Source organism: Micromonospora sp. FIMYZ51 (assembly GCF_038246755.1).
Lineage (GTDB): Bacteria > Actinomycetota > Actinomycetes > Mycobacteriales > Micromonosporaceae > Micromonospora.
The window spans coordinates 5,221,148-5,239,639 of the sequence record NZ_CP134706.1 but is presented as its reverse complement, the minus strand read 5'-3'; the positions used below and the strand labels follow the sequence as shown (position 1 = coordinate 5,239,639).

Genomic DNA, 18,492 nt, shown 5'->3' with positions numbered 1-18,492 from the left:
CCGCCTCACCGTCCCGGTCAGCGGGCGCCGTGGGCCGACCCGGCGGGCAGCCGCCTAGACTCGCAGGGGTGTTGAACCGCATCGACCTGCGCGGTGGCGCCTCCGACCCGCGCCACCTGCTGCCTCGCGCCCGGCTCGACGTCTCGGCGGCCGTCGAGCAGATCCGACCCATCGTGACGGCGGTCCGCGAGCATGGCTACCCGGCGGTCCGCGAGGCCAGCGAGCGGTTCGACGGGGTGGCCCCGGAGACGCTGCGGGTGCCCGCCGAGGCGATCGCGGCGGCGGAGGGCACGCTGGATCCGCAGGTCCGCGCCGCGCTGCTGGAGTCGATCTCCCGGGCCCGTAAGGTGCACGCCGACCAGCGGCGGATCGACCACACCACCCAGGTGGTGCCGGGCGGCACGGTCACCGAGCGCTGGGTCCCGGTCGACCGGGTCGGCCTCTACGTGCCCGGTGGCCTGGCGATGTACCCGTCGACCGTGGTGATGAACGTGGTTCCGGCCCAGGCGGCCGGGGTTCGGTCGCTGGTGGTGGCGAGCCCGCCGCAACCGGACAACGGCGGGCTGCCCGACGCACGGGTGCTGGCCGCCTGCGCGCTGCTCGGCGTCGACGAGGTGTACGCCGTCGGCGGTGCCCAGGCCGTGGCGATGCTTGCCTACGGCTGCGCGACCGATGCGGCCGGCAGCGGCCACTGCGACCCGGTTGACATGATCACCGGTCCGGGCAACGTCTGGGTGACCGCCGCCAAGCGGCTGCTGCGCGGGGTGGTGGGCATCGACGCCGAGGCTGGCCCGACCGAGATCGCCATCCTCGCCGACGACACCGCCGACCCGGTGCACGTCGCGGCCGACCTGATCAGCCAGGCCGAGCACGACCCGCTGGCGGCAAGCGTGCTGGTCACCCCGTCGGTGCGGTTGGCCGACGCGGTGGACCGCGAGCTGGCCCGGCAGGTGCCGGCGACCAAGCACGCCGACCGGGTCGGCACCGCGCTGCGCGGCGAGCAGAGCGGCGTCGTGCTTGTCGACGACCTGGCGGCCGGGCTGCGGGTGGTCGACGCGTACGCGGCGGAGCACCTGGAGATCCAGACGGTCGACGCCAGGGAATGGGCGCTGCGGGTACGCAACGCCGGGGCGATCTTCGTGGGTGCGTACTCGCCGGTGTCGTTGGGGGACTACTGCGCCGGCTCCAACCACGTGCTGCCCACCGGCGGCTGTGCCCGGCACTCGTCGGGGCTGTCGGTGCAGTCCTTCCTGCGCGGCATCCACCTGGTGGAGTACACCGAGGCGGCGTTGCGGGAGGTCGCGTCGCACGTGGTCACCCTGGCCGAGGTGGAGGATCTGCCGGCGCACGGCCAGGCGGTCAGCGCCCGGTTCTCCGGGAAGCCGGCATGACCGGCCTGGACGACCTGCCGATCCGCGACGACCTGCGGGGGCGCTCGCCGTACGGTGCGCCGCAGCTGGACGTGCCGGTACGGCTGAACACCAACGAGAACTCCTACCCGGTGCCGGAGCCGGTGGTCGAGGCGATCGGCAAGGCCGTCGTGGCCGAGCTGCGGGACCTCAACCGCTATCCGGACCGGGACGCCCGGGCGCTCCGCGCCGACCTGGCCGGCTACCTCGGCCACGGGCTCACCGGCGACGGGGTTTGGGCGGCCAACGGCTCCAACGAGATCCAGCAGCAGCTGCTTCAGGCGTTCGGTGGTCCCGGGCGTACCGTGCTCGGCTTCACCCCGGCGTACTCGATGTATCCGCTGCTGGCGCTCGGCACCGGCACCCGGTGGGTGCCGGCCCGGCGCGGCGTCGACTTCGGCCTGACCGCCGACGAGGCGGTGGCCCAGGTCCGTGAGCACCGCCCGGACGTGATCTTTCTCTGCTCGCCGAACAACCCCACCGGAACGGCACTCGATCCGGCGGTGATCGCCGCCGTGCTGGACGTGGCGCCCGGGATGGTGGTGGTCGACGAGGCGTACGCCGAGTTCGCCCGGCCGGGCACGGTCAGCGCCCTGGCGGTGCTGCCCGGCCACCCGAGGCTGGTGGTGACCCGCACGATGAGCAAGGCGTTCGGGTTCGCCGGTGGGCGGCTGGGCTACCTGGCGGCCGACCCGGCCGTGGTGGATGCCGTGCAGCTGGTCCGCCTGCCGTACCATCTCTCCGCGCTCACCCAGGCCGCCGCCCGGGCGGCGCTGGCACACCGCGACACCCTGCTCGGTACGGTCTCCGCGATCATGGAGCAGCGCGACCGGATCGTCACCGAGCTGCGCCGCCGTGGCCTGCGGGTGGCCGACAGCGATGCCAACTTCGTCCTGTACGAGGTCGGCGGCGACCAGTCCGTCGCCTGGCGGGCGCTGCTGGAGCAGGGCGTGCTGGTCCGCGACGTCGGCCTGCCCGGCTGGCTGCGGGTGACCGCGGGCAACCCCGCCGAGACCGACGCTTTCCTCGATGCCATGCAGACGATTCAGAGCGCGGGCGCTCTCGCCCCGCAGCCGCGACCGAAAGGCACACGATGAGCCGGACCGCCCGGGTGGAGCGGATCACCAAGGAGACCAAGGTCCTGGTCGAGATCGACCTGGACGGCACCGGTGCGGCCGAGATCAGCACCGGGGTCGGCTTCTACGACCACATGCTGCACCAGATCGCCCGGCACGGCGGCTTCGACCTGACCGTGCAGACGGTGGGTGACCTGGAGATCGACGCCCACCACACGATGGAGGACACCGCGCTGGCCCTCGGCGCCGCCTTCGACCAGGCGCTCGGCGACAAGGCCGGCATCCGCCGGTACGGCTCGGCCACCGTCCCGATGGACGAGGTGCTGGTCCGGGCCGCGGTCGATCTCTCCGGCCGGCCGTACGTGGTGCACGACGAGCCGGTGCTGGCCCCGTACATCGGGCCGGTCTATCCGACAAGCATGACCCGGCACATCTGGGAGTCCTTCGGTCAGGCGGCCCGGATCACCCTGCACGTGGACGTGCTGCGGGCGGCCCGGCCGGGCGGCCACCCGGACGCGCACCACGTGGTGGAGGCGCAGTTCAAGGCGGTGTCGCGGGCCCTGCGGGAGGCCACCGCCGTGGATCCGCGGGCGGCCGGCACGATCCCCAGCACCAAGGGCGCGCTCTGATGGGTGCGGTGCTGCCGACGCTGTTGCTGATCTTCGCCGGGGTCCTGGTGGGCGGCACGGTCTCCCTGCACCGTCAGGGTGCGCCGCGCGGCGCGGTGGTGGTCACCGGGCTGCTGGCCGTGCTGGCCACCGTCGCCGGGGTGCTGTGGCTGCTGCCGGGAGACGGATCGTGACCGGTCGCGCCGGCAACCGTCGCCGCGTCGTGGTGCTCGACTACGGCTCGGGCAACCTGCGCTCGGCGGAGCGGGCCCTCGCCGCCGCCGGCGCCGACGTGCTGGTCACCGACGACCTGGCCGCCGCGGCCGACGCCGATGGTCTGGTGGTGCCCGGGGTCGGTGCCTTCGCCGCCTGCATGGCCGGCATCGAGGCGCTCGGCGCCGGGCCGGTGATCGCCGGCCGGGTCGCCGCCGGCCGCCCGGTGCTGGGCATCTGTGTGGGCATGCAGATCCTCTTCGAGTCCGGCGACGAGCACGGAGTCGTCACCAAGGGGCTCGGGCTGCTGCCGGGCAGCGTCACCCGGCTGGCCGCCGCGCGGCTGCCGCACATGGGGTGGAACACCGTGCACCCGCCGGTGGGTTCGGCGCTGTTCGCCTCGTTGCCTGCGGACAGCCGGTTCTACTTCGTCCACTCGTACGCCGTCGGCGACACCGCCGCGCTCACCGCGGCCGGTGCCCGGGTGACCACCGCCCACCACGAGGTCGACTTCGTCGCCGCGGTGGAACGGGGTCCGCTGTCGGCCGCCCAGTTCCACCCGGAGAAGTCCGCCGAGACCGGTGCCGCGTTGCTGCGCAACTGGCTGGCCACCGTGCCAGCAGGTGACTGAGCCGGTGGGCGGATCCGGCCGGAGGCCACGGTGAGCAAGGAACGAGCCCAGCGTCGGGCTGTCCGCGAGGCGGAGGCGGCGCGGCGTCAGGCGGTCCGCGAACGCGCGCTGGCCCGGCGGGCGCGGCGCAGGGCACTGGCCCGTCGGCTGGTGCCCACGGTGCGCCGTGGCCGGACCGGCCGGCTGCCGAGATACTCCCGGGGCGAGCGGGCCACCATCGTGTCGCTGAGCCTGGTGGCGCTCGTGCTGATCTGGTTGCTCGTGCCCGACCTGGCGCTGCGCCTGATGCTGATCCTGCTGCTGCTGCTCGTACTGCCGGTGATCGTGGTGATCGCCCTGGACCGCCGTTCCTGACGTGGAAGGACAAGACCCGTGAGCCTCACCCTGTTGCCTGCCGTGGACGTCGCCGACGGCCAGGCCGTCCGGCTCGTACAGGGCGCCGCCGGCAGCGAGACCAGCTACGGCGACCCGCTGGAGGCCGCCCTGGCGTGGCAGCGCGACGGCGCCGAGTGGATCCACCTGGTCGACCTGGACGCCGCGTTCGGCCGAGGCTCCAACGCCGAACTGCTCGCCGAGGTGGTGCGCCGCCTCGACGTGCGGGTGGAACTCTCCGGCGGCATCCGCGACGACGACTCGCTGCGTGCCGCGCTGGGCACCGGCGCCGCCCGGGTGAACATCGGCACCGCCGCGCTGGAGGACCCGGCGTGGTGCGACCGGATCTGCGGCGAGTACGGCGACCGGGTGGCGATCGGGCTGGACGTGCGGGGCCGGACCCTGGCGGCCCGGGGCTGGACCCAGGACGGTGGTGACCTGTACGAGGTGCTGGAGCGGCTGGACAAGGCCGGCGCCTCCCGGTACGTGGTCACCGACATCACCAAGGACGGCACCATGCGCGGGCCGAACCTCGACCTGCTGCGCGAGGTCTGCGCCCGGACCGACGCCCCGGTGATCGCCTCGGGCGGCGTGTCGACGCTTGACGACCTGCGTGCGCTGGCCACCCTGGCACCGATCGGGGTGGAGGGCGTGATCTCCGGCAAGGCCCTCTACGCCGGTGCCTTCACCGTCGCCGAGGCTCTGGCCGTGCTGGCCGAGGCGGGCCCGGCGGACGCGGCGATAGGCTCCTGACATGACGGTGGCGGTGCGGGTGATTCCCTGTCTCGACGTGGACGCGGGGCGCGTGGTGAAGGGCGTCAACTTCCTCGACCTGCGGGATGCCGGCGACCCGGTCGAACTGGCGGCGGCGTACGACCGGGCGGGCGCGGACGAGTTGACCTTCCTGGACGTCACCGCCTCGTCGAGCGACCGGGGCACGATGCTCGACGTGGTCCGGCGTACCGCGGAGTCGGTCTTCATCCCGCTGACCGTGGGCGGGGGCGTCCGGGCGGTGGGCGACGTGGACACCCTGCTGCGGGCGGGTGCCGACAAGGTCGGGGTGAACACCGCGGCGATCGCCCGGCCCGAGCTGATCGCGGAGATCGCGGACCGATTCGGCCGGCAGGTGCTGGTGCTCTCGCTTGACGTGCGACGCGCGCCGGCCGGCACCACCCCCAGCGGCTTCGAGGTCACCACCCACGGCGGCCGGCGCGGCACCGGGCTGGACGCGGTGTGGTGGGCGCGGCGCGGGGCGGAACTGGGCGCCGGGGAGATCCTGCTCAACTCGATGGACGCCGACGGCACCAAGGCCGGTTTCGACCTGGAACTGATCGCCGCGGTGCGCCGGGTGGTCGACGTGCCGGTGGTGGCCAGCGGCGGCGCGGGCGAGGTGGCGCACTTTCCGCCGGCGATCGGCGCGGGCGCCGATGCGGTGCTGGCGGCAAGCGTCTTCCACTTCGGTGAGCTGACCGTCGGCCAGGTCAAGGACGCGCTGCGCGGGGCGGGTCACCCGGTCCGGTGACGACGGGCCCGGTCAGCCCCGGCCGGAGTGGCCCTCGGGCGAGCGCCGGGGCATCGGGATGGACCGGACCAGATATTCCTGCACGGCGGCGGCATGCTCGGCCTCGTCGAGGTGCCACTCCGCGCTGCCCGGTGCGTACCTGCGGGTCAGCACCCCCTGCACGGTGTCGACGGTGGTGGCCAGCCCGGCGCTGGGGCGGGAGCGCCAGAGCCGCTCACCGTCGGGGGTGATCCGGAACCAGCCGTCGGTGACGTCGACCAGCCCGGCACCGAGCAGTCGCCGGATCGCCTCCTCGATGTCCTCCCGTTCGGGAATGCTCCGGTCGAGGTGGTCGGCGGTGGAGAGCACGTCGGCGAGACGTACGCCCTCGGGGCGGCGAGTGGTCGGGGACCGGCGGTGCCGGCCGGCGCCACTGGCGATCACCAACGAGACGAAGATCCATGCGTCGGTCCGACGCCAAGTTCTCTCCCCCATGTGGAGATTCTGCCGGGCGAGGTGGCTTCAGGAAAATACCGGCTACCCCATCACGACGGCTCGTGACCGGATGGTTGCGTACGGCTGATCGGCGACGGCCGGTGCTGACCCGATCGGCCGGCGTTCGTGGCGCTGGGTTGCCGGCTTCGGCGCGCCCGCTCATCCGGCTGGTGTCGGCTCGATCCGCCCCGGTTCCGGGCGGGCCGGCGCGGGCACGTCGAACCAGGGCAGGAACAGCTGGGCCAGCGGCCCGATGGCCAGGGCGTAGGCGATGGTGCCGGCGCCGACCGTCCCGCCCAGCAGCGCGCCCACGGCCAGTACGCCGACCTCCAGCACGGTGCGGACCAGGCGCAGCGACCAGCCGGGCCGGCGGGCGACGAGGCCGGTCATCAGGCCGTCCCGGGGGCCGGGACCGAGCCGGGCACCGAGGTAGAGCGCGGTGGCCGCGCCGTTGCCCACGATGCCGGCGACCAGCAGGGCGCCTCGTACGGCGAGCGACTCCACGGGCGGCATCAGGGCGAGGGTGGCGTCGACGGCCAGACCGACCACCACGACGTTGGCCAGGGTGCCGAGGCCGGGGCGTTGGCGCAGCGGAATCCAGGCCAGCAGCACCAGGAAGCCCACCGCGATGACCACGGTGCCCATGCTCAGTCCGGTCAGCTGGGACAGCCCCTGGTGGAACACGTCCCAGGGATTCAGGCCGAGTTCGGAGCGGATCATCAGCGCCATGCTGAAGCCGTAGAGGAGAAGCCCCAGGAAGAGTTGGGTCAGGCGTCGGGTGGGGCGGTGTCGAAGGTTGCCAATCAATGCCACACGTGCCACTCTAGGTGCCAATTGGCGTCTCGATAGAGAGCCAATATCGGGGGAGTGGCTATGACAAGTCAGGTGCGCGGGGTCCAATTGGCTCGACTGCTCGGGCAGTGGCACGCGCTGCCCGGCCGCCGGCGCAGCCCGGACTACGCGGCGTTGGCCGGCGCCGTCCGCGGCCTGCTCGCCGACGGCCGGCTGCCGTTGGGCGTACGCCTGCCGGCCGAGCGGGACCTGGCCGAGGCGTTGCGGATCAGCCGGACCACCGTCACCGCCGCCTACCGCGAGCTGCGCGACAGCGGGCACCTGGCCAGCCGGCGGGGGGCGGGCAGCTGGACGATGCTGCCGGGCACGCACCGGGTGGCACCCAACGGGCTCTGGACCCCGATCGACGACCGGGAGATGCTCGACCTCGGCGTGGCCGCCCTGGCCGCCCCGCCCGAACTGCTGCCGGCCGCCCGGGCAGCCGCCGAGGACCTGCCCCGCCACCTCGGCGGCGCGGGATACCACCCGATCGGCATCATCGAGTTGCGGGAGGCGGTCGCCCAGGCGTACACCGCCCGTGGCCTGCCCACCTCCCCGGACCAGATCATGGTCACCAACGGCACCCAGCACGCACTGGACCTGGTGCTGCGGTTGGGGCTCGCGCCGGGCGGCAGCGTCCTGGTCGAGTCGCCCAGCTACCCCAACGCGCTCGCCGCGCTGGCCGCCCGGCGGGCCCGGATCACCACCCACGGCCTGGCCGCCGACCCCAGCGGGTGGGATGCCGACCTGCTGCTCGGTTCCCTCCGACAGGTACGCCCACGGCTGGCGTACCTGATCCCCGACTTTCAGAACCCGACAGGTCACCTGATGCCGGCGGCGCTGCGGGAACGGCTGGTGGCCACCGCGCACGCGGTCGGCACCGACCTGGTGATCGACGAATCGTTCGTGGACCTGCCGTTGGACGGCACCGAGCTGCCGCCGCCGACGGCGAGCTTCGACCGGCACTGCCGGGTGGTAAGCATCGGCGGGATGAGCAAGCCGTACTGGGGTGGGCTGCGGATCGGCTGGATCCGTGCCTCCGCGCCGCAGGTGCAGCGGCTGGCGGCGGCGCGGGTCGGGGTGGACATGGCCAGCCCGGTGCTGGACCAGTTGGTCGCGGTGCACCTGCTGGCCGCCGCGCCGGCCATCGTGGCGGCCCGCCGGGCACAGCTCGCGATGCAGCGCGACGCGCTGCTCGGCGCGCTGGCCGAGCGGCTGCCGGAGTGGCGGGTCACCGTGCCGCGCGGTGGGGTGACGCTCTGGGCCGAGCTGGACGGGCCGATCTCCAGCGCGCTGGCGCGGGCGGCCGAGGAGGTCGGCGTACGGCTGGCGCCGGGTCCCCGGTTCGGCCTGGACGGCACCCTGGAACGCTTCCTGCGACTGCCCTTCACCCTGCCCGCCGGCGACCTGGTCGAGGCGGTCGGGCGGATCGCCGCAGTCCGCTACGACCTGGACCGCGCCGGGGTGCCCCGGTGGCGGGAGCCAAGCGTCATCGCCTGACCGGGCCCGGTTCGGCTGATCCACCGCGACCGTCGCCGGTGGCGGGCAGACTGCCGGGGTGGGCGACGTCAGGGGAATACGCTTGTCGCGCGGCGTGCAACCCAGCGCCCCCGGGTCCCGCGCGACCCGCCTGGAACTCTTCTACGACCTGGTATTCGTCTTCGCCTTCATCCAGGTCACCACGCTCACCGCCGGTAACGCCACGCCGCGCGGGCTGGTCCAGTGCCTGGTCGTGCTGGGCCTGCTCTGGTGGGCCTGGAGCGGCTTCGTGGTGATCGGCAACCTGGTCCGCACCGACCAGGGCGTCCTGCCCTTCGTCGCGTTCGCCACCGTGGCCGGGGCGTTCGTGTTCACCCTGGCCATGCCGCAGGCGTTCCGCAGCCAACCCGGCGGGCTGTCCGGGCCGCTGGTCTTCGCGATGTGCTACTTCCTGGTCCGCGCCCTCCAGGTGGCGGTCCTCGGCTGGCTGGCCAGCGGCGACCGCGAGCGGCGTCGCCGCTTCGTGGTCGTGCTCGTGTCCAGTCGGGGGTTGCTGGTCGGCGGGTTGGTCCTCGCCGCCGCGCTGCTGCCGCAGCGACTGGCCGGCGAGACGTGGGAGATCGGGCTGCGGCTGACGCTGTGGATCGTCGCGCTCGTCGTCGAGTACGGGACAGCCCTGTTCCTGAGCGGTACCGGCGGAACGCTGCTCTCGGCCGGGCACTGGGCGGAGCGGCACGCCCAGATCGTGCTGGTGGCGCTCGGCGAGACGATCATCGCGCTCGGGCTGGGCGCCGGCTTCGTCGTCGAGTTGCCGCTGAACTGGCTGGTGATCATCTCGGGGTTGCTCGGCGTGGCGGTGGTCGCCGCGCTGTGGTGGGCGTACTTCGACACCCTGGCGCTGGCCCTGGAACAGGCGCTGCACCGCACCCGGGAGCCGAAGGCCCGGTCCGCGCTGGCCCGCGACGCCTACACCTACCTGCACCTGCCGCTGGTGGCCGGCCCGATCCTGTTTGCCCTGGGGCTGAAACGGCTGCTCACCGGTACCGCCGAGCCGGTGAACCCGGCCGGTGACCTGCTGCCCGGGTTCGAGTTGCTGGTGCTGCACGGCGGGGCCGCGCTCTACCTGCTGACCCTGGTGGCGCTCGGCTGGCGGGCGCTGCGGGTGTGGCGCTGGCCGACGATCGCCGGAGTGGCCGTGCTGGTGCTGCTGCTGCCGGTGGCCGCCCGGGTGCCGGAACTAGCGGCCTTGGGGCTGCTCACGGCCGTCGTGCTGACGACGATCGTGGCGCAGACGGTGGTGGACGCGCCGTTGCGCCGGCAGGTCCGCGAGGTGGCGATGGCCGAGCAACTCGCCGCCGAGGCGGAGCAGACCACCTGGCGGGGACAGCACCTGTGACGGCACGCCCCGGCCCCGCCCCCGAGGTCGGGAGCGGGGCCGGGAACGTGGCGGCGGGGCGTCAGATCTCGGCGACCGTGCCGGCGTACATCTTGTCGATCTCGGCGGAGAAGTTGCTCTCCACCCCACGGCGCTTGATCTTCAGCGACGGGGTGATCTCGCCGTCCTCGATGGTCAGGTCGCGGGGCAGGATGGTGACCTTCTTGATGGTCTCCCAGCGGTTGAGCTTGCTGTTCAGCTGGGCGACGTACTCCTCGACCATGGCCTGCGCCTCCGGCGAGGCGACGATCTCGGCGTACGGACGGCCCTCCAGCGGGGTGCCGGCGGCCCAGCCGGTGATGGCGTCCGGGTCCAGGGTGACGAGCATGGTGCAGTAGTTGCGGGCCTGGCCGATGACCACCGCCTGGGAGGTGTACGGGCAGGTCGCCTTGAACATCCCCTCGATGTGCGAGGGCGCGACGTACTTGCCGCCGGAGGTCTTGACCAGGTCCTTCTTCCGGTCGGTGATCCGCAGGTAGCCGTCGTCGTCGAGGCTGCCGATGTCACCGGTACGGAAGAAGCCGTCCTCGGTGAACGCGGCGGCGGTCTCCTCCGGCAGGTTGTGGTAGCCGCGCATCACCGGCCGACCCTTGATCAGGACCTCCCCGTCGGTGTCGATGCGGCACTCCAGGTCGCCCATTGCCCGGCCGACGGTGCCGATCCGAATCGCCTCCGGCGGGTTGACGAAGTTGCCGGCGCTGGATTCGGTGAGCCCGTAACCCTCGGAGATCGGCAGGTTCGCCGCGGAGAAGAAGGTGGCGATCTCGGGGCTGAGCGGGGCGGCGCCGGAAACCAGCACCCGCATCCGCCCGCCGAGGCGGGCCTGAAGCTTGCTGAAGACCAGCTTCTCGGCCACCGCGTACTTGAGCTTCAGCCCGCCCGGTACCGGCTTGCCGGCCTGCTCCAGGGCGACCTTCTCCTTGCCCACCCCGACGGCCCAGGCGAAGATCTTGGCCTTGGCGCCACCGGCGTCGCGCGCGGTGGTCACCGACTTGTTGTAGACCTTCTCGAAGACCCGGGGCGCTCCGCACATGAGCGTCGGCCGGACCACCGAGAGGAGTTCGACGAGCTTGTCCACCCGGCCGTCGACGTAGGTGGGCATGCCGACGTGGGTGGTGCCGCAGAGCAGGGTCTTGCCGAACGAGTGGGACAGCGGCAACCAGAGGTACTGGAGGTCGTCCTCGCGCAGCAGCCCCATCGCCTCCTGCGCCACGCCCTCCCAGCACCAGCCGCCGTGCAGCAGCTCGACGCCCTTGGGACGCCCGGTGGTGCCGGAGGTGTAGATCAGGGTGGCCAGGTGCTCCGGGCCGATGCCGGCCACCAGCCGGTCGATCAGTTCCGGGTCCTCGGCGAGCCGGCGGGCGCCCTGCTCCTCCAACTCGGCCAGGGTCAGCTGGGGGACCGCGGCGGCCGGATCGGCGGCGCCGTCGAAGAGGACCACGTGGGTCAGCGCGGGCAGTGCCGCCCCGGCGATCTTCGCCGCCTGGCCCGGGTCCTCCGCGAACAGCACCTTCGAGCCGGAGTCGGCGAGGATGTATATGGCGTCCTGCGGCTCGGTGGTCGGGTACACGGTGGTGGTGGAGCCGCTGGCGCACATGATGCCGAAATCGGCGAGCACCCACTCCAGCCGGGTGCTGGCCAGGATCGCCACCGGATCCTCCTGACCGACGCCCAGGCCGTGCAGGCCGGCGGCGATCGCCTTGGCCCGTTGGGCGACCTGCGCCCAGGTCAGCCAGACCGGCGAGTCATCAGGCCCGGGGTGGGCAAAGGCGCGGCGGTCGGGGGTCGCCGCCACGCGCTTGAGGAACATGTCAGGAATGGAACGGTACGGTACATCGAGAGCCATCGCTGTAGCCGCCTTCGGGGGTGGAGGCGTGACGGTCGTCACGTAGGTATGCGTTACCGAAGAGTATTGCCTGCGTCGGGGGCATCGGCCACCCCCAGCGATCATCAACGGCCGTTCCGGCCAGGCAAACGCTTCCCTCAGGCGTACCGTTCCGCCGCCCGAGACCAGTCGTAGGTGGCCCGAATCCAGTTCCGCCGGGCCGCCAACGCCGGCCGTACCGCGTCACCGTGGGTGACCAACAGCCGCTGCTCGGTGCTCAGGTACGCGCCGAGCCGCTCGTTGAACCGGTCGGCGGCGGCCCGTAGCGCCAGCGACTCGTCGCCGAGTTCCCGGGTCAGCACGGTGATCAGATTATGCGCGTCGGGCCGGACCCGGTGCTCCTTGCGATAGGAGAAGACGTCGTTGCACCAGCAGACCAGGTCCACGACGAGCGACTCCAGCGTGGCCCAACCCGGTTCGGCCCGACGGGCGGCCGGCGGAAAACCGTTCGAAGCCAGGTCCGTGAGGGTGAGGCTGGGGTAGACGGCACCGGTGTGCCGGCGCAACTGGACGTATTCGGCTACCGGCGGGATCCGGTCGTGCTCCCGGTTGGCCGCCTCCCACAGGAGCGCGAGCAGGTACTCGCGCATGCCGGCGGTGAAGCGCAGCAACACGGCCGGTCGGCGGTGGGCGCGGATGCGCCGACACAGATCGGCCAGGGCGGGAGCCAACGGGCCGGCGGCCCGGGCCGGCACCGGAACCCGCCCGCGTTGGTTGTCGAGCACGTCCAGCAGGTCCGCCACGGCGGGTGCCAGCCGGGTCGGATCGCTGCCCAGGCCGTCCTCGTCGCAGGCGTCGTCCATCACGAACAGCCAGGAGATCAGGTCGGTAAGTAGTCGTAGCCCGTCCAGCGGCGCCTGCGGGCAGGCCCGTCCGGCGAGCCCAGCGGCATCGGCCCGACGCAGGCGGTGACCGTTACTGATCAGGCCAAGACTCTGCGCCCAGTCCGCACTCTCCCCAGCGACGCGCTCCGTATCGTCGTGTCGGAGGCTGGAGAAGGGGGGTTCCCGCAGTGCCGCGATCGCAAAGCTTCGCATCGCGCTCCCTGTCGCACCGCCCCACGCGGAGCAGCGCGGCAAGCGTACGGGAGCGGCGATCGTCGCGGGCGGTCGACCGGATAACGTTTCGGAAATATGCCCCGACCGTTTCCTGCCGGGCAGGATCAGCCGCTCAGCCTGCCAGGGCAGGATCAGCCGCTCAGCCTGCCGGGGCGGGATCGGCAGCTCAGCCTGCCGGGGTGGGGTCAGCCGCTCAGCCTGCCGGGGTCAGAAGCCCAGTCGGGCGTCGCGGAGCCGGTCCGTGAGCCCCGACTCGCCGGTGAGCTGCACGCGGGTGACCCGTTGCCGACCGGACAGGAAGAGGGCCAGTTCGCCCGGCGCGCCCTCCAGCAGCAGCGACGCGCCGCCCCGACCGGCGGTGATCTCGCCCTGCCCCGGTGCCCGCACCAGCACCCGGGCCGGGAAACGGCGCAACGCCAGCCGGGCCAGCGTCGAGGAGCGGCGCCACAGCGTCCGGTCCAGCCCGGCGGGCAGCTCCCGGGGTTGCCACCCCGGCTGGGCCCGGCGCACGTCCTCGTGGTGGATGAAGAACTCCAGCGTGTTTGCCAACTCGTCGGCGAGCGGGTTGCTCACCGGGCTCCACACTGGAGGGTGCCGCAGCTGGTCGAGCAACCCGGCCCAGTCGCCCGCCGCGACCTCGCGCCGGACCCGCTCGCCGTGGTCGCGCAGCGGCGGCAGCGCGATGCCCGCTGCGGCGTCCGGTCGGCGTTCCCGCACCACCAGGTGCGCGGCGAGATCACGGACGGACCACCCCTCGTTGACGGTCGGGGCGTCCGGGCCCAGCGTCGACATCAACTCGACGAGCGCCCGGCGCTCGGAACGGGCGTAGCGCGGCATGGCACCGATCGTATGCGCCACAACGCTGACCCGCAGTGTCGGCCGGTACGGCGGTGGTCCGGCCGGTCGGCCGGGGTGACGTCGGACATATTGCTACGGGTCGGCAGGACCGGCGCGCAGCGGTAAGGATGAGGGAGGATGAGGGCAGCTTACGGCGGGGGAGAATGTGGCGAGCGGTACTAGTCGGGAGGTGCTCGGTCGCGGGTTGGCCGTGCTGTGGCGGGCCATCCGGGAACAGCCGCGGATCTTCGCGGTCGCGGTCGCCGGCAGCGTGCTCTTCGGCCTGATGGTGGTGGCCAGCGCGTTCGTGGTCGGCCGGGTGGTCGGTGACGTCGTCGTGCCGGCGGTCGCGAGCGGGTCGGTCGGCACCGGCGCGCTCGCTCTGGCGGCCACCGCGTTGTTCGGGATCAGCCTGCTGCGGGTGGTCGGCATCTTCGGCCGGCGGCTCGGCGCGGGCTACATGCAGTACCGCCTCCAGGCCGCCTACCGGCGCCGGGTGACCCGCCGCTATCTCGAACTGCCGCTGTCCTGGCACCAGCGCAACGCCACCGGCACGCTGCTCTCCAACGCGAACTCCGACGTGGAGGCGGCCTGGAATCCGATCGCGCCGCTGCCGTTCGCCGTCGGCACGCTGGTGATGCTTCTCGGCGCGGTGGCGGCGCTGTTCGTCACCGACTGGGCGCTCGCCCTGGTCGGCCTGGCGGTGTTCCCGGCGCTGTTCGCGCTCAACGTGGCCTACTCCCGCCGGATGGCGCCGCGGCAGGCCCGCGCCCAGCGGTTGCGGGCCGAGGTCAGCGGCATCGCCCACGAGAGCTTCGACGGCGCGTTGGTGGTCAAGACGATGGGCCGGGAGGCCCAGGAGACCGGCCGGTTCGCTGGCCGCGCCGGTGAGTTGCGCGACGCGCTGATCTCCGTCGGCCGGCTGCGCGGCATCTTCGATCCGATGCTGGAGACCCTGCCCAGCCTCGGCACCCTCGCCGTGCTGGTGGTCGGCGCGTACCGGCTGCGGCAGGGCGCCATCGACGTGGCCGAGCTGGTGAGCGTCGCCTTCCTCTTCACCGTGCTGGCCTTCCCGGTACGGGCGATCGGCTGGGTGCTGGCCGAGCTGCCGCGCAGCGTCGCCGGCTGGGATCGGATCCGCCGGGTGCTCGACGCCACCGGCGAGATGCCGTACGGCGACACCCGGCTGGACCGCGCCGAAGCCGGGCCGGCCACGCTCACCTTCACCGACGTCGGCTTCGCCTACGAGCCCGCCGAGGCGCACCTGCCCGGCGCGCAGGTGCTCGGCGAGGTCTCCTTCACGGTCCCGGCCGGCAAGACGGTCGCCCTGGTCGGGCCGACCGGATCCGGCAAGTCCACAATCGCGGCGCTGGCGGTCCGGCTGGTGGACCCGCGCTCCGGCACGGTCCGCATCGACGGGGTGGACGTACGCGAGTTGACCGCCGACTCGCTGGCCGCCACCGCCGCGCTTGTGGCCCAGGTGCCGTTCGTCTTCGACGACACCGTCCGGGCCAACGTCTCGCTGGACCGGCCGGGCATCGACGACGAGGCGGTGTGGGCCGCGCTGCGGCTGGCCGAGGCGGACGGTTTCGTCGCCGCCCTGCCCGACGGGTTGGACACCATGGTCGGTGAGCGGGGCACCTCGCTCTCCGGCGGCCAGCGGCAGCGGCTCACCCTGGCCCGGGCCCTGGCCGGGCGGCCCCGGCTGCTGGTGCTCGACGACGCCACAAGTGCGGTCGATCCGCGGGTGGAGGCCGCCATCCTGGCCGCGCTGCGCTCGGCCGAGGCCGGCGGACCGGGCGCGTCGATCATGGTGGTGGCCTACCGCCGGGCCACCATCGCGCTCGCCGACGAGGTCATCTACCTGGAGCAGGGCCGGGTGGTGGCGCGAGGCCCGCACGCCACCCTGCTGGCCACGGTGCCCGGCTACGCCGACCTGGTCACCGCCTACGAGCAGGCCGAGGTCGACCACGACCGGCAGCGAACGTACGACGAGGTCGCCCCGCTGACCTCCGGCCTGGAGGTGGACCGGTGAGCGCGAGGAATGTAGCGCAGCGGAGTCCCGCAGTCGCGAACGAAAGGCGGGCCCGGTGAGCGCGAGGAATGTAGCGCAGCGGAGTCCCGCAGTCGCGAACGAAAGGCGGGACCGGTGAGCGTCGTGGTGGACGAGACGAAAGCGGGGTCGGAGCGGGCCGAGTCGACCTGGCGGACGCTGCGTCGTGGCCTGGCGCTCTCCCCGGAGCTGCGGGTCGGCCTGGCCGGCACGCTCGGCCTGGCGCTTGTCTACATGGTCGGCCGGGTGGCCGTGCCGGTGGCGGTGCAGCAGGGCATCGACCGGGGCATCGCCGACGGGCTGAACTTCGACGCGCTCTTCGCCGTCGTGGCGATCACCGCTGGCGTGCTGGTGGTGACCACCGCCTGCGGTTACCTGATGATGCGCCGGCTCTTCACGGTCAGCGAGACCGCGCTGGCGGGGGTGCGGATCCGGGCCTTCCGGCACGTGCACGACCTGTCCATGCTGCACCAGCAGTCCGAGCGGCGCGGCTCGCTGGTCTCCCGGGTCACCAGCGACGTCGACCAGATCACCCAGTTCCTCCAGTGGGGCGGGGTGATCCTGCTGGTCAACCTCGGCCAGCTGGCGGTCACCACCGCGGTGATGCTTGCCTATTCCTGGCAGCTGACGCTTGTGGTCTACGCGGCCTTCGTACCGGCGGTCTTCGTGATCCGGCTGCTCCAGCGTCGACTCGCCGCCGCGTACGGGGTGGTCCGGCAGCGCACCGGCGCGTTGCTGGCGGCGGTCGGGGAGAGCGTGGTCGGCGCGCCGGTGATCCGGGCGTACGGCATCGCCGGGCGCACCGCCCGGCGGCTCGACGAGGCGATCGACAGCCAGCGGCAGGCCCAGCAGAAGGCGATCCGGATCAGCATTCTGGGCAGTTCGGTAGGCGAGGTGGCCGCCGGGCTGGCGTTGGCCGGTGTGGTGGTGCTCGGGGTGATCCTCGGCGCCGACCGGACGCTCACCATCGGCGAGGTCACCGCGTTTCTGTTCCTGGTGACGCTCTTCATCCAGCCGGTGCAGATCGCCACCGAGGTGCTCAACGAGGCGCAGAACGCCATCGCCGGCTGGCGCCGGGTGCTGGACGTGCTGGACGTGTCGCCGGACGTGGCCGATCCCGGTGAGCAGGGACGTGACCTGCCCACCGGCCCGCTGGACGTCCGGTTCGCGCAGGTGAACTACCACTATCCGGGCGGCCCGACGGTGCTGCACGACGTCAGCCTGGAGATCGCGGCGAAGAGCCGGGTGGCGGTGGTCGGCGAGACCGGCAGCGGCAAGACCACCTTCGCCAAGCTGCTCACCCGGCTGATGGATCCGACCTCGGGCGCGGTGCTGCTCTCCGGGGTGCCGCTGACCGAGGTCCGCTTCGACTCGTTGCGTTCGCGGGTGGTGATGGTGCCGCAGGACGGCTTCCTGTTCGACGCCACCGTCGCCGACAACGTCCGCTTCGCCCGGCCGGAGTTGACCGACGAGCAGCTCACCGCCGCCTTCACCGAGTTGGGGCTGGCCGACTGGCTGGACGGGTTGCCGGCCGGGCTGGCCACCGGGGTGGGTGAACGCGGCGAGGCGTTGAGCGTGGGGGAGCGGCAGCTGGTCGCGTTGGCCCGCGCGTACGTGGCCGATCCGGACCTGCTGGTGCTGGACGAGGCGACAAGCGCGGTCGACCCCGCTACCGAGGTACGGCTGCAACGGACCCTGGACGCGGTGACCCGGGGGCGGACCACCCTCGCCATCGCGCACCGGCTGAGCACCGCGCAGAGCGCCGACGAGGTGATCGTGGTGGACCGGGGTCGGGTGGTGCAGCGCGGCCCGCACGAGGAGTTGATCCGCGATCCCGGATCGGTCTACGCGCTGCTCTACGCATCCTGGCTCGAACAGACCCGCTGAGGTGCAAGGAAGGGCCCCTTGTTAACGCCTCAAGTGGTAAAGGGGCCCCCTTTTAACACGTCGGCGACCCCGGTGCCGATCAACCGTGGCGGGCGGACCGGTCGGGCAGCGGCGCGGTGAGGTAGCGCTGGATGGTCGGGGCGATCGCGGCGACCAGGGTTTCGGGATCGGTGGTGGCCGCCGCCTCCAGGCGGATGATGTGCCGCATCATCGCCAACCCGATCAGCTGGCTGGCCACCAGCGACCCGCGCAGCGGCAGTTCCGCCGGATCGACGTCCAGGTGGTCGAGGATCCGGCGGAGCACCTGGGTGGTCAGGAAGTCGCGCAGCAGCCGGGCGGTCCACTCGTTGCTGACCGCGGAGCGCAGCAGGGCCGCCCCGGCGGTGCCGACCGGTGAGTCCCAGACCGTGAGGAACATGCGTACCAGCCGTTCGCCGATGCCGTCGCGGTCGCCGTCGAGCACCTTCGGCAGCAGTTCCCGGGGGTCGATCGGCGCCTGCATGGCGGCCAGGAAGAGCTGGTCCTTGCTGCCGAAGTAGTGGTGTACCAGGGCCGGGTCCACCCCGGCGGTGCCGGCGATGCCCCGGATGGTGCTGCCGTCGAAGCCCCGCTGGGCGAAGCTGGTCCGGGCCGCGTCGAGGATCGCCTCACGGGTGCCCGGATTGCCGGGCCGCCGTCCGGTCCGCCGTGCCAATCGCCCTCCTTGCTCGGTGGTCCGTACC

General features: G+C 72.8%; 18 protein-coding genes. 12 read left to right on the top strand and 6 right to left on the bottom strand.

Annotated features, from left to right (window positions below; genetic code table 11):
* Positions 1 to 68: 68 nt before the first annotated feature.
* From hisD to hisF, 8 genes are read left to right on the top strand one after another with little or no spacing between them, the layout of a single operon-like run.
* The gene (gene hisD / locus QQG74_RS23350) at positions 69 to 1,391 is read left to right on the top strand and encodes a histidinol dehydrogenase (protein ID WP_341716882.1); all 1,323 of its coding nucleotides are present in this window, start codon (positions 69 to 71) and stop codon (positions 1,389 to 1,391) included.
* Complete coding sequence (locus QQG74_RS23345; protein ID WP_341716881.1) at positions 1,388 to 2,506, top strand: histidinol-phosphate transaminase; 1,119 nt, start codon at positions 1,388 to 1,390, stop codon at positions 2,504 to 2,506. Before hisD ends, QQG74_RS23345 begins: the two co-directional genes overlap by 4 nt.
* Positions 2,503 to 3,114 (top strand): imidazoleglycerol-phosphate dehydratase HisB, encoded by a 612-nt coding sequence (hisB, locus tag QQG74_RS23340; protein WP_341716880.1) that lies wholly within the window; start codon positions 2,503 to 2,505, stop codon positions 3,112 to 3,114. The genes QQG74_RS23345 and hisB overlap by 4 nt, the downstream gene beginning before the upstream one ends.
* The gene (locus QQG74_RS23335; protein ID WP_341716879.1) at positions 3,114 to 3,287 is read left to right on the top strand and encodes a hypothetical protein; all 174 of its coding nucleotides are present in this window, start codon (positions 3,114 to 3,116) and stop codon (positions 3,285 to 3,287) included. Before hisB ends, QQG74_RS23335 begins: the two co-directional genes overlap by 1 nt.
* A complete protein-coding gene (gene hisH / locus QQG74_RS23330; protein ID WP_341716878.1) occupies positions 3,284 to 3,937 on the top strand; it encodes an imidazole glycerol phosphate synthase subunit HisH in 654 nt (217 codons plus the stop codon). Before QQG74_RS23335 ends, hisH begins: the two co-directional genes overlap by 4 nt.
* A 30-nt stretch (positions 3,938 to 3,967) precedes the next feature.
* Positions 3,968 to 4,291, top strand: coding sequence for a hypothetical protein (locus QQG74_RS23325; protein ID WP_341716877.1), 324 nt, complete (start codon positions 3,968 to 3,970; stop codon positions 4,289 to 4,291).
* 18 nt (positions 4,292 to 4,309) lie between these two features.
* Complete coding sequence (gene priA, locus QQG74_RS23320; RefSeq protein WP_341716876.1) at positions 4,310 to 5,062, top strand: bifunctional 1-(5-phosphoribosyl)-5-((5-phosphoribosylamino)methylideneamino)imidazole-4-carboxamide isomerase/phosphoribosylanthranilate isomerase PriA; 753 nt, start codon at positions 4,310 to 4,312, stop codon at positions 5,060 to 5,062.
* 1 nt (position 5,063) lies between these two features.
* Entirely contained in the window at positions 5,064 to 5,831 is a 768-nt protein-coding gene (gene hisF / locus QQG74_RS23315; protein ID WP_341716875.1) for an imidazole glycerol phosphate synthase subunit HisF, read from the top strand.
* 12 nt (positions 5,832 to 5,843) lie between these two features.
* Here hisF and QQG74_RS23310 read toward each other — a convergent pair whose 3' ends face one another.
* Positions 5,844 to 6,305, bottom strand: a complete 462-nt coding sequence (locus QQG74_RS23310) for a hypothetical protein (RefSeq protein ID WP_341716874.1) — start codon at positions 6,303 to 6,305, stop codon at positions 5,844 to 5,846.
* 159 nt (positions 6,306 to 6,464) lie between these two features.
* A complete protein-coding gene (locus QQG74_RS23305; RefSeq protein WP_341716873.1) occupies positions 6,465 to 7,118 on the bottom strand; it encodes a hypothetical protein in 654 nt (217 codons plus the stop codon).
* Between the two features lie 60 nt (positions 7,119 to 7,178).
* Between QQG74_RS23305 and QQG74_RS23300 the strand changes: the two genes are divergently transcribed.
* Together QQG74_RS23300 and QQG74_RS23295 are read left to right on the top strand one after the other, a co-directional pair.
* Entirely contained in the window at positions 7,179 to 8,636 is a 1,458-nt protein-coding gene (locus tag QQG74_RS23300; RefSeq protein ID WP_341716872.1) for a PLP-dependent aminotransferase family protein, read from the top strand.
* A 76-nt stretch (positions 8,637 to 8,712) separates the two neighbouring features.
* Complete coding sequence (locus QQG74_RS23295) at positions 8,713 to 10,011, top strand: low temperature requirement protein A (RefSeq protein ID WP_341721333.1); 1,299 nt, start codon at positions 8,713 to 8,715, stop codon at positions 10,009 to 10,011.
* Positions 10,012 to 10,072: 61 nt separating this feature from the next.
* On the opposite strand, the gene QQG74_RS23290 is transcribed toward QQG74_RS23295, so the two are convergent.
* The 3 genes from QQG74_RS23290 to QQG74_RS23280 form a co-directional block, all read right to left on the bottom strand.
* Positions 10,073 to 11,896, bottom strand: a complete 1,824-nt coding sequence (locus QQG74_RS23290; protein WP_341716871.1) for a long-chain fatty acid--CoA ligase — start codon at positions 11,894 to 11,896, stop codon at positions 10,073 to 10,075.
* Positions 11,897 to 12,033: 137 nt separating this feature from the next.
* A complete protein-coding gene (locus QQG74_RS23285) occupies positions 12,034 to 12,972 on the bottom strand; it encodes a terpene synthase (protein WP_341716870.1) in 939 nt (312 codons plus the stop codon).
* 228 nt (positions 12,973 to 13,200) lie between these two features.
* Entirely contained in the window at positions 13,201 to 13,830 is a 630-nt protein-coding gene (locus tag QQG74_RS23280; protein WP_341716869.1) for a TIGR03085 family metal-binding protein, read from the bottom strand.
* A 166-nt stretch (positions 13,831 to 13,996) separates the two neighbouring features.
* Here QQG74_RS23280 and QQG74_RS23275 point away from each other — a divergent pair, with 166 nt between their 5' ends.
* Positions 13,997 to 15,865, top strand: coding sequence for an ABC transporter ATP-binding protein (locus tag QQG74_RS23275; protein ID WP_341716868.1), 1,869 nt, complete (start codon positions 13,997 to 13,999; stop codon positions 15,863 to 15,865).
* Positions 15,866 to 15,988: 123 nt separating this feature from the next.
* Positions 15,989 to 17,770 carry an ABC transporter ATP-binding protein gene (locus QQG74_RS23270; RefSeq protein WP_341721332.1) on the top strand — a complete coding sequence of 594 codons (1,782 nt, stop codon included), beginning with the start codon at positions 15,989 to 15,991 and terminating at the stop codon, positions 17,768 to 17,770.
* A gap of 79 nt (positions 17,771 to 17,849) precedes the next feature.
* Here the strand turns inward: QQG74_RS23270 and QQG74_RS23265 are convergent, their stop codons facing one another.
* Positions 17,850 to 18,464, bottom strand: a complete 615-nt coding sequence (locus QQG74_RS23265; protein WP_341716867.1) for a TetR family transcriptional regulator — start codon at positions 18,462 to 18,464, stop codon at positions 17,850 to 17,852.
* Between the last annotated feature and the right edge of the window lie 28 nt (positions 18,465 to 18,492).

Coding starts and splice junctions, on each gene's coding strand:
- QQG74_RS23335 (WP_341716879.1), top strand. CDS start 3,114: ATGGGTGCGGTGCTGCCGACGCTGTTGCTGATCTTCGCCGGGGTCCTG.
- QQG74_RS23280 (WP_341716869.1), bottom strand. CDS start 13,830: ATGCCGCGCTACGCCCGTTCCGAGCGCCGGGCGCTCGTCGAGTTGATG.
- QQG74_RS23300 (WP_341716872.1), top strand. CDS start 7,179: ATGACAAGTCAGGTGCGCGGGGTCCAATTGGCTCGACTGCTCGGGCAG.
- hisB (WP_341716880.1), top strand. CDS start 2,503: ATGAGCCGGACCGCCCGGGTGGAGCGGATCACCAAGGAGACCAAGGTC.
- QQG74_RS23310 (WP_341716874.1), bottom strand. CDS start 6,305: ATGGGGGAGAGAACTTGGCGTCGGACCGACGCATGGATCTTCGTCTCG.
- hisF (WP_341716875.1), top strand. CDS start 5,064: ATGACGGTGGCGGTGCGGGTGATTCCCTGTCTCGACGTGGACGCGGGG.
- QQG74_RS23285 (WP_341716870.1), bottom strand. CDS start 12,972: ATGCGAAGCTTTGCGATCGCGGCACTGCGGGAACCCCCCTTCTCCAGC.
- QQG74_RS23345 (WP_341716881.1), top strand. CDS start 1,388: ATGACCGGCCTGGACGACCTGCCGATCCGCGACGACCTGCGGGGGCGC.
- QQG74_RS23290 (WP_341716871.1), bottom strand. CDS start 11,896: ATGGCTCTCGATGTACCGTACCGTTCCATTCCTGACATGTTCCTCAAG.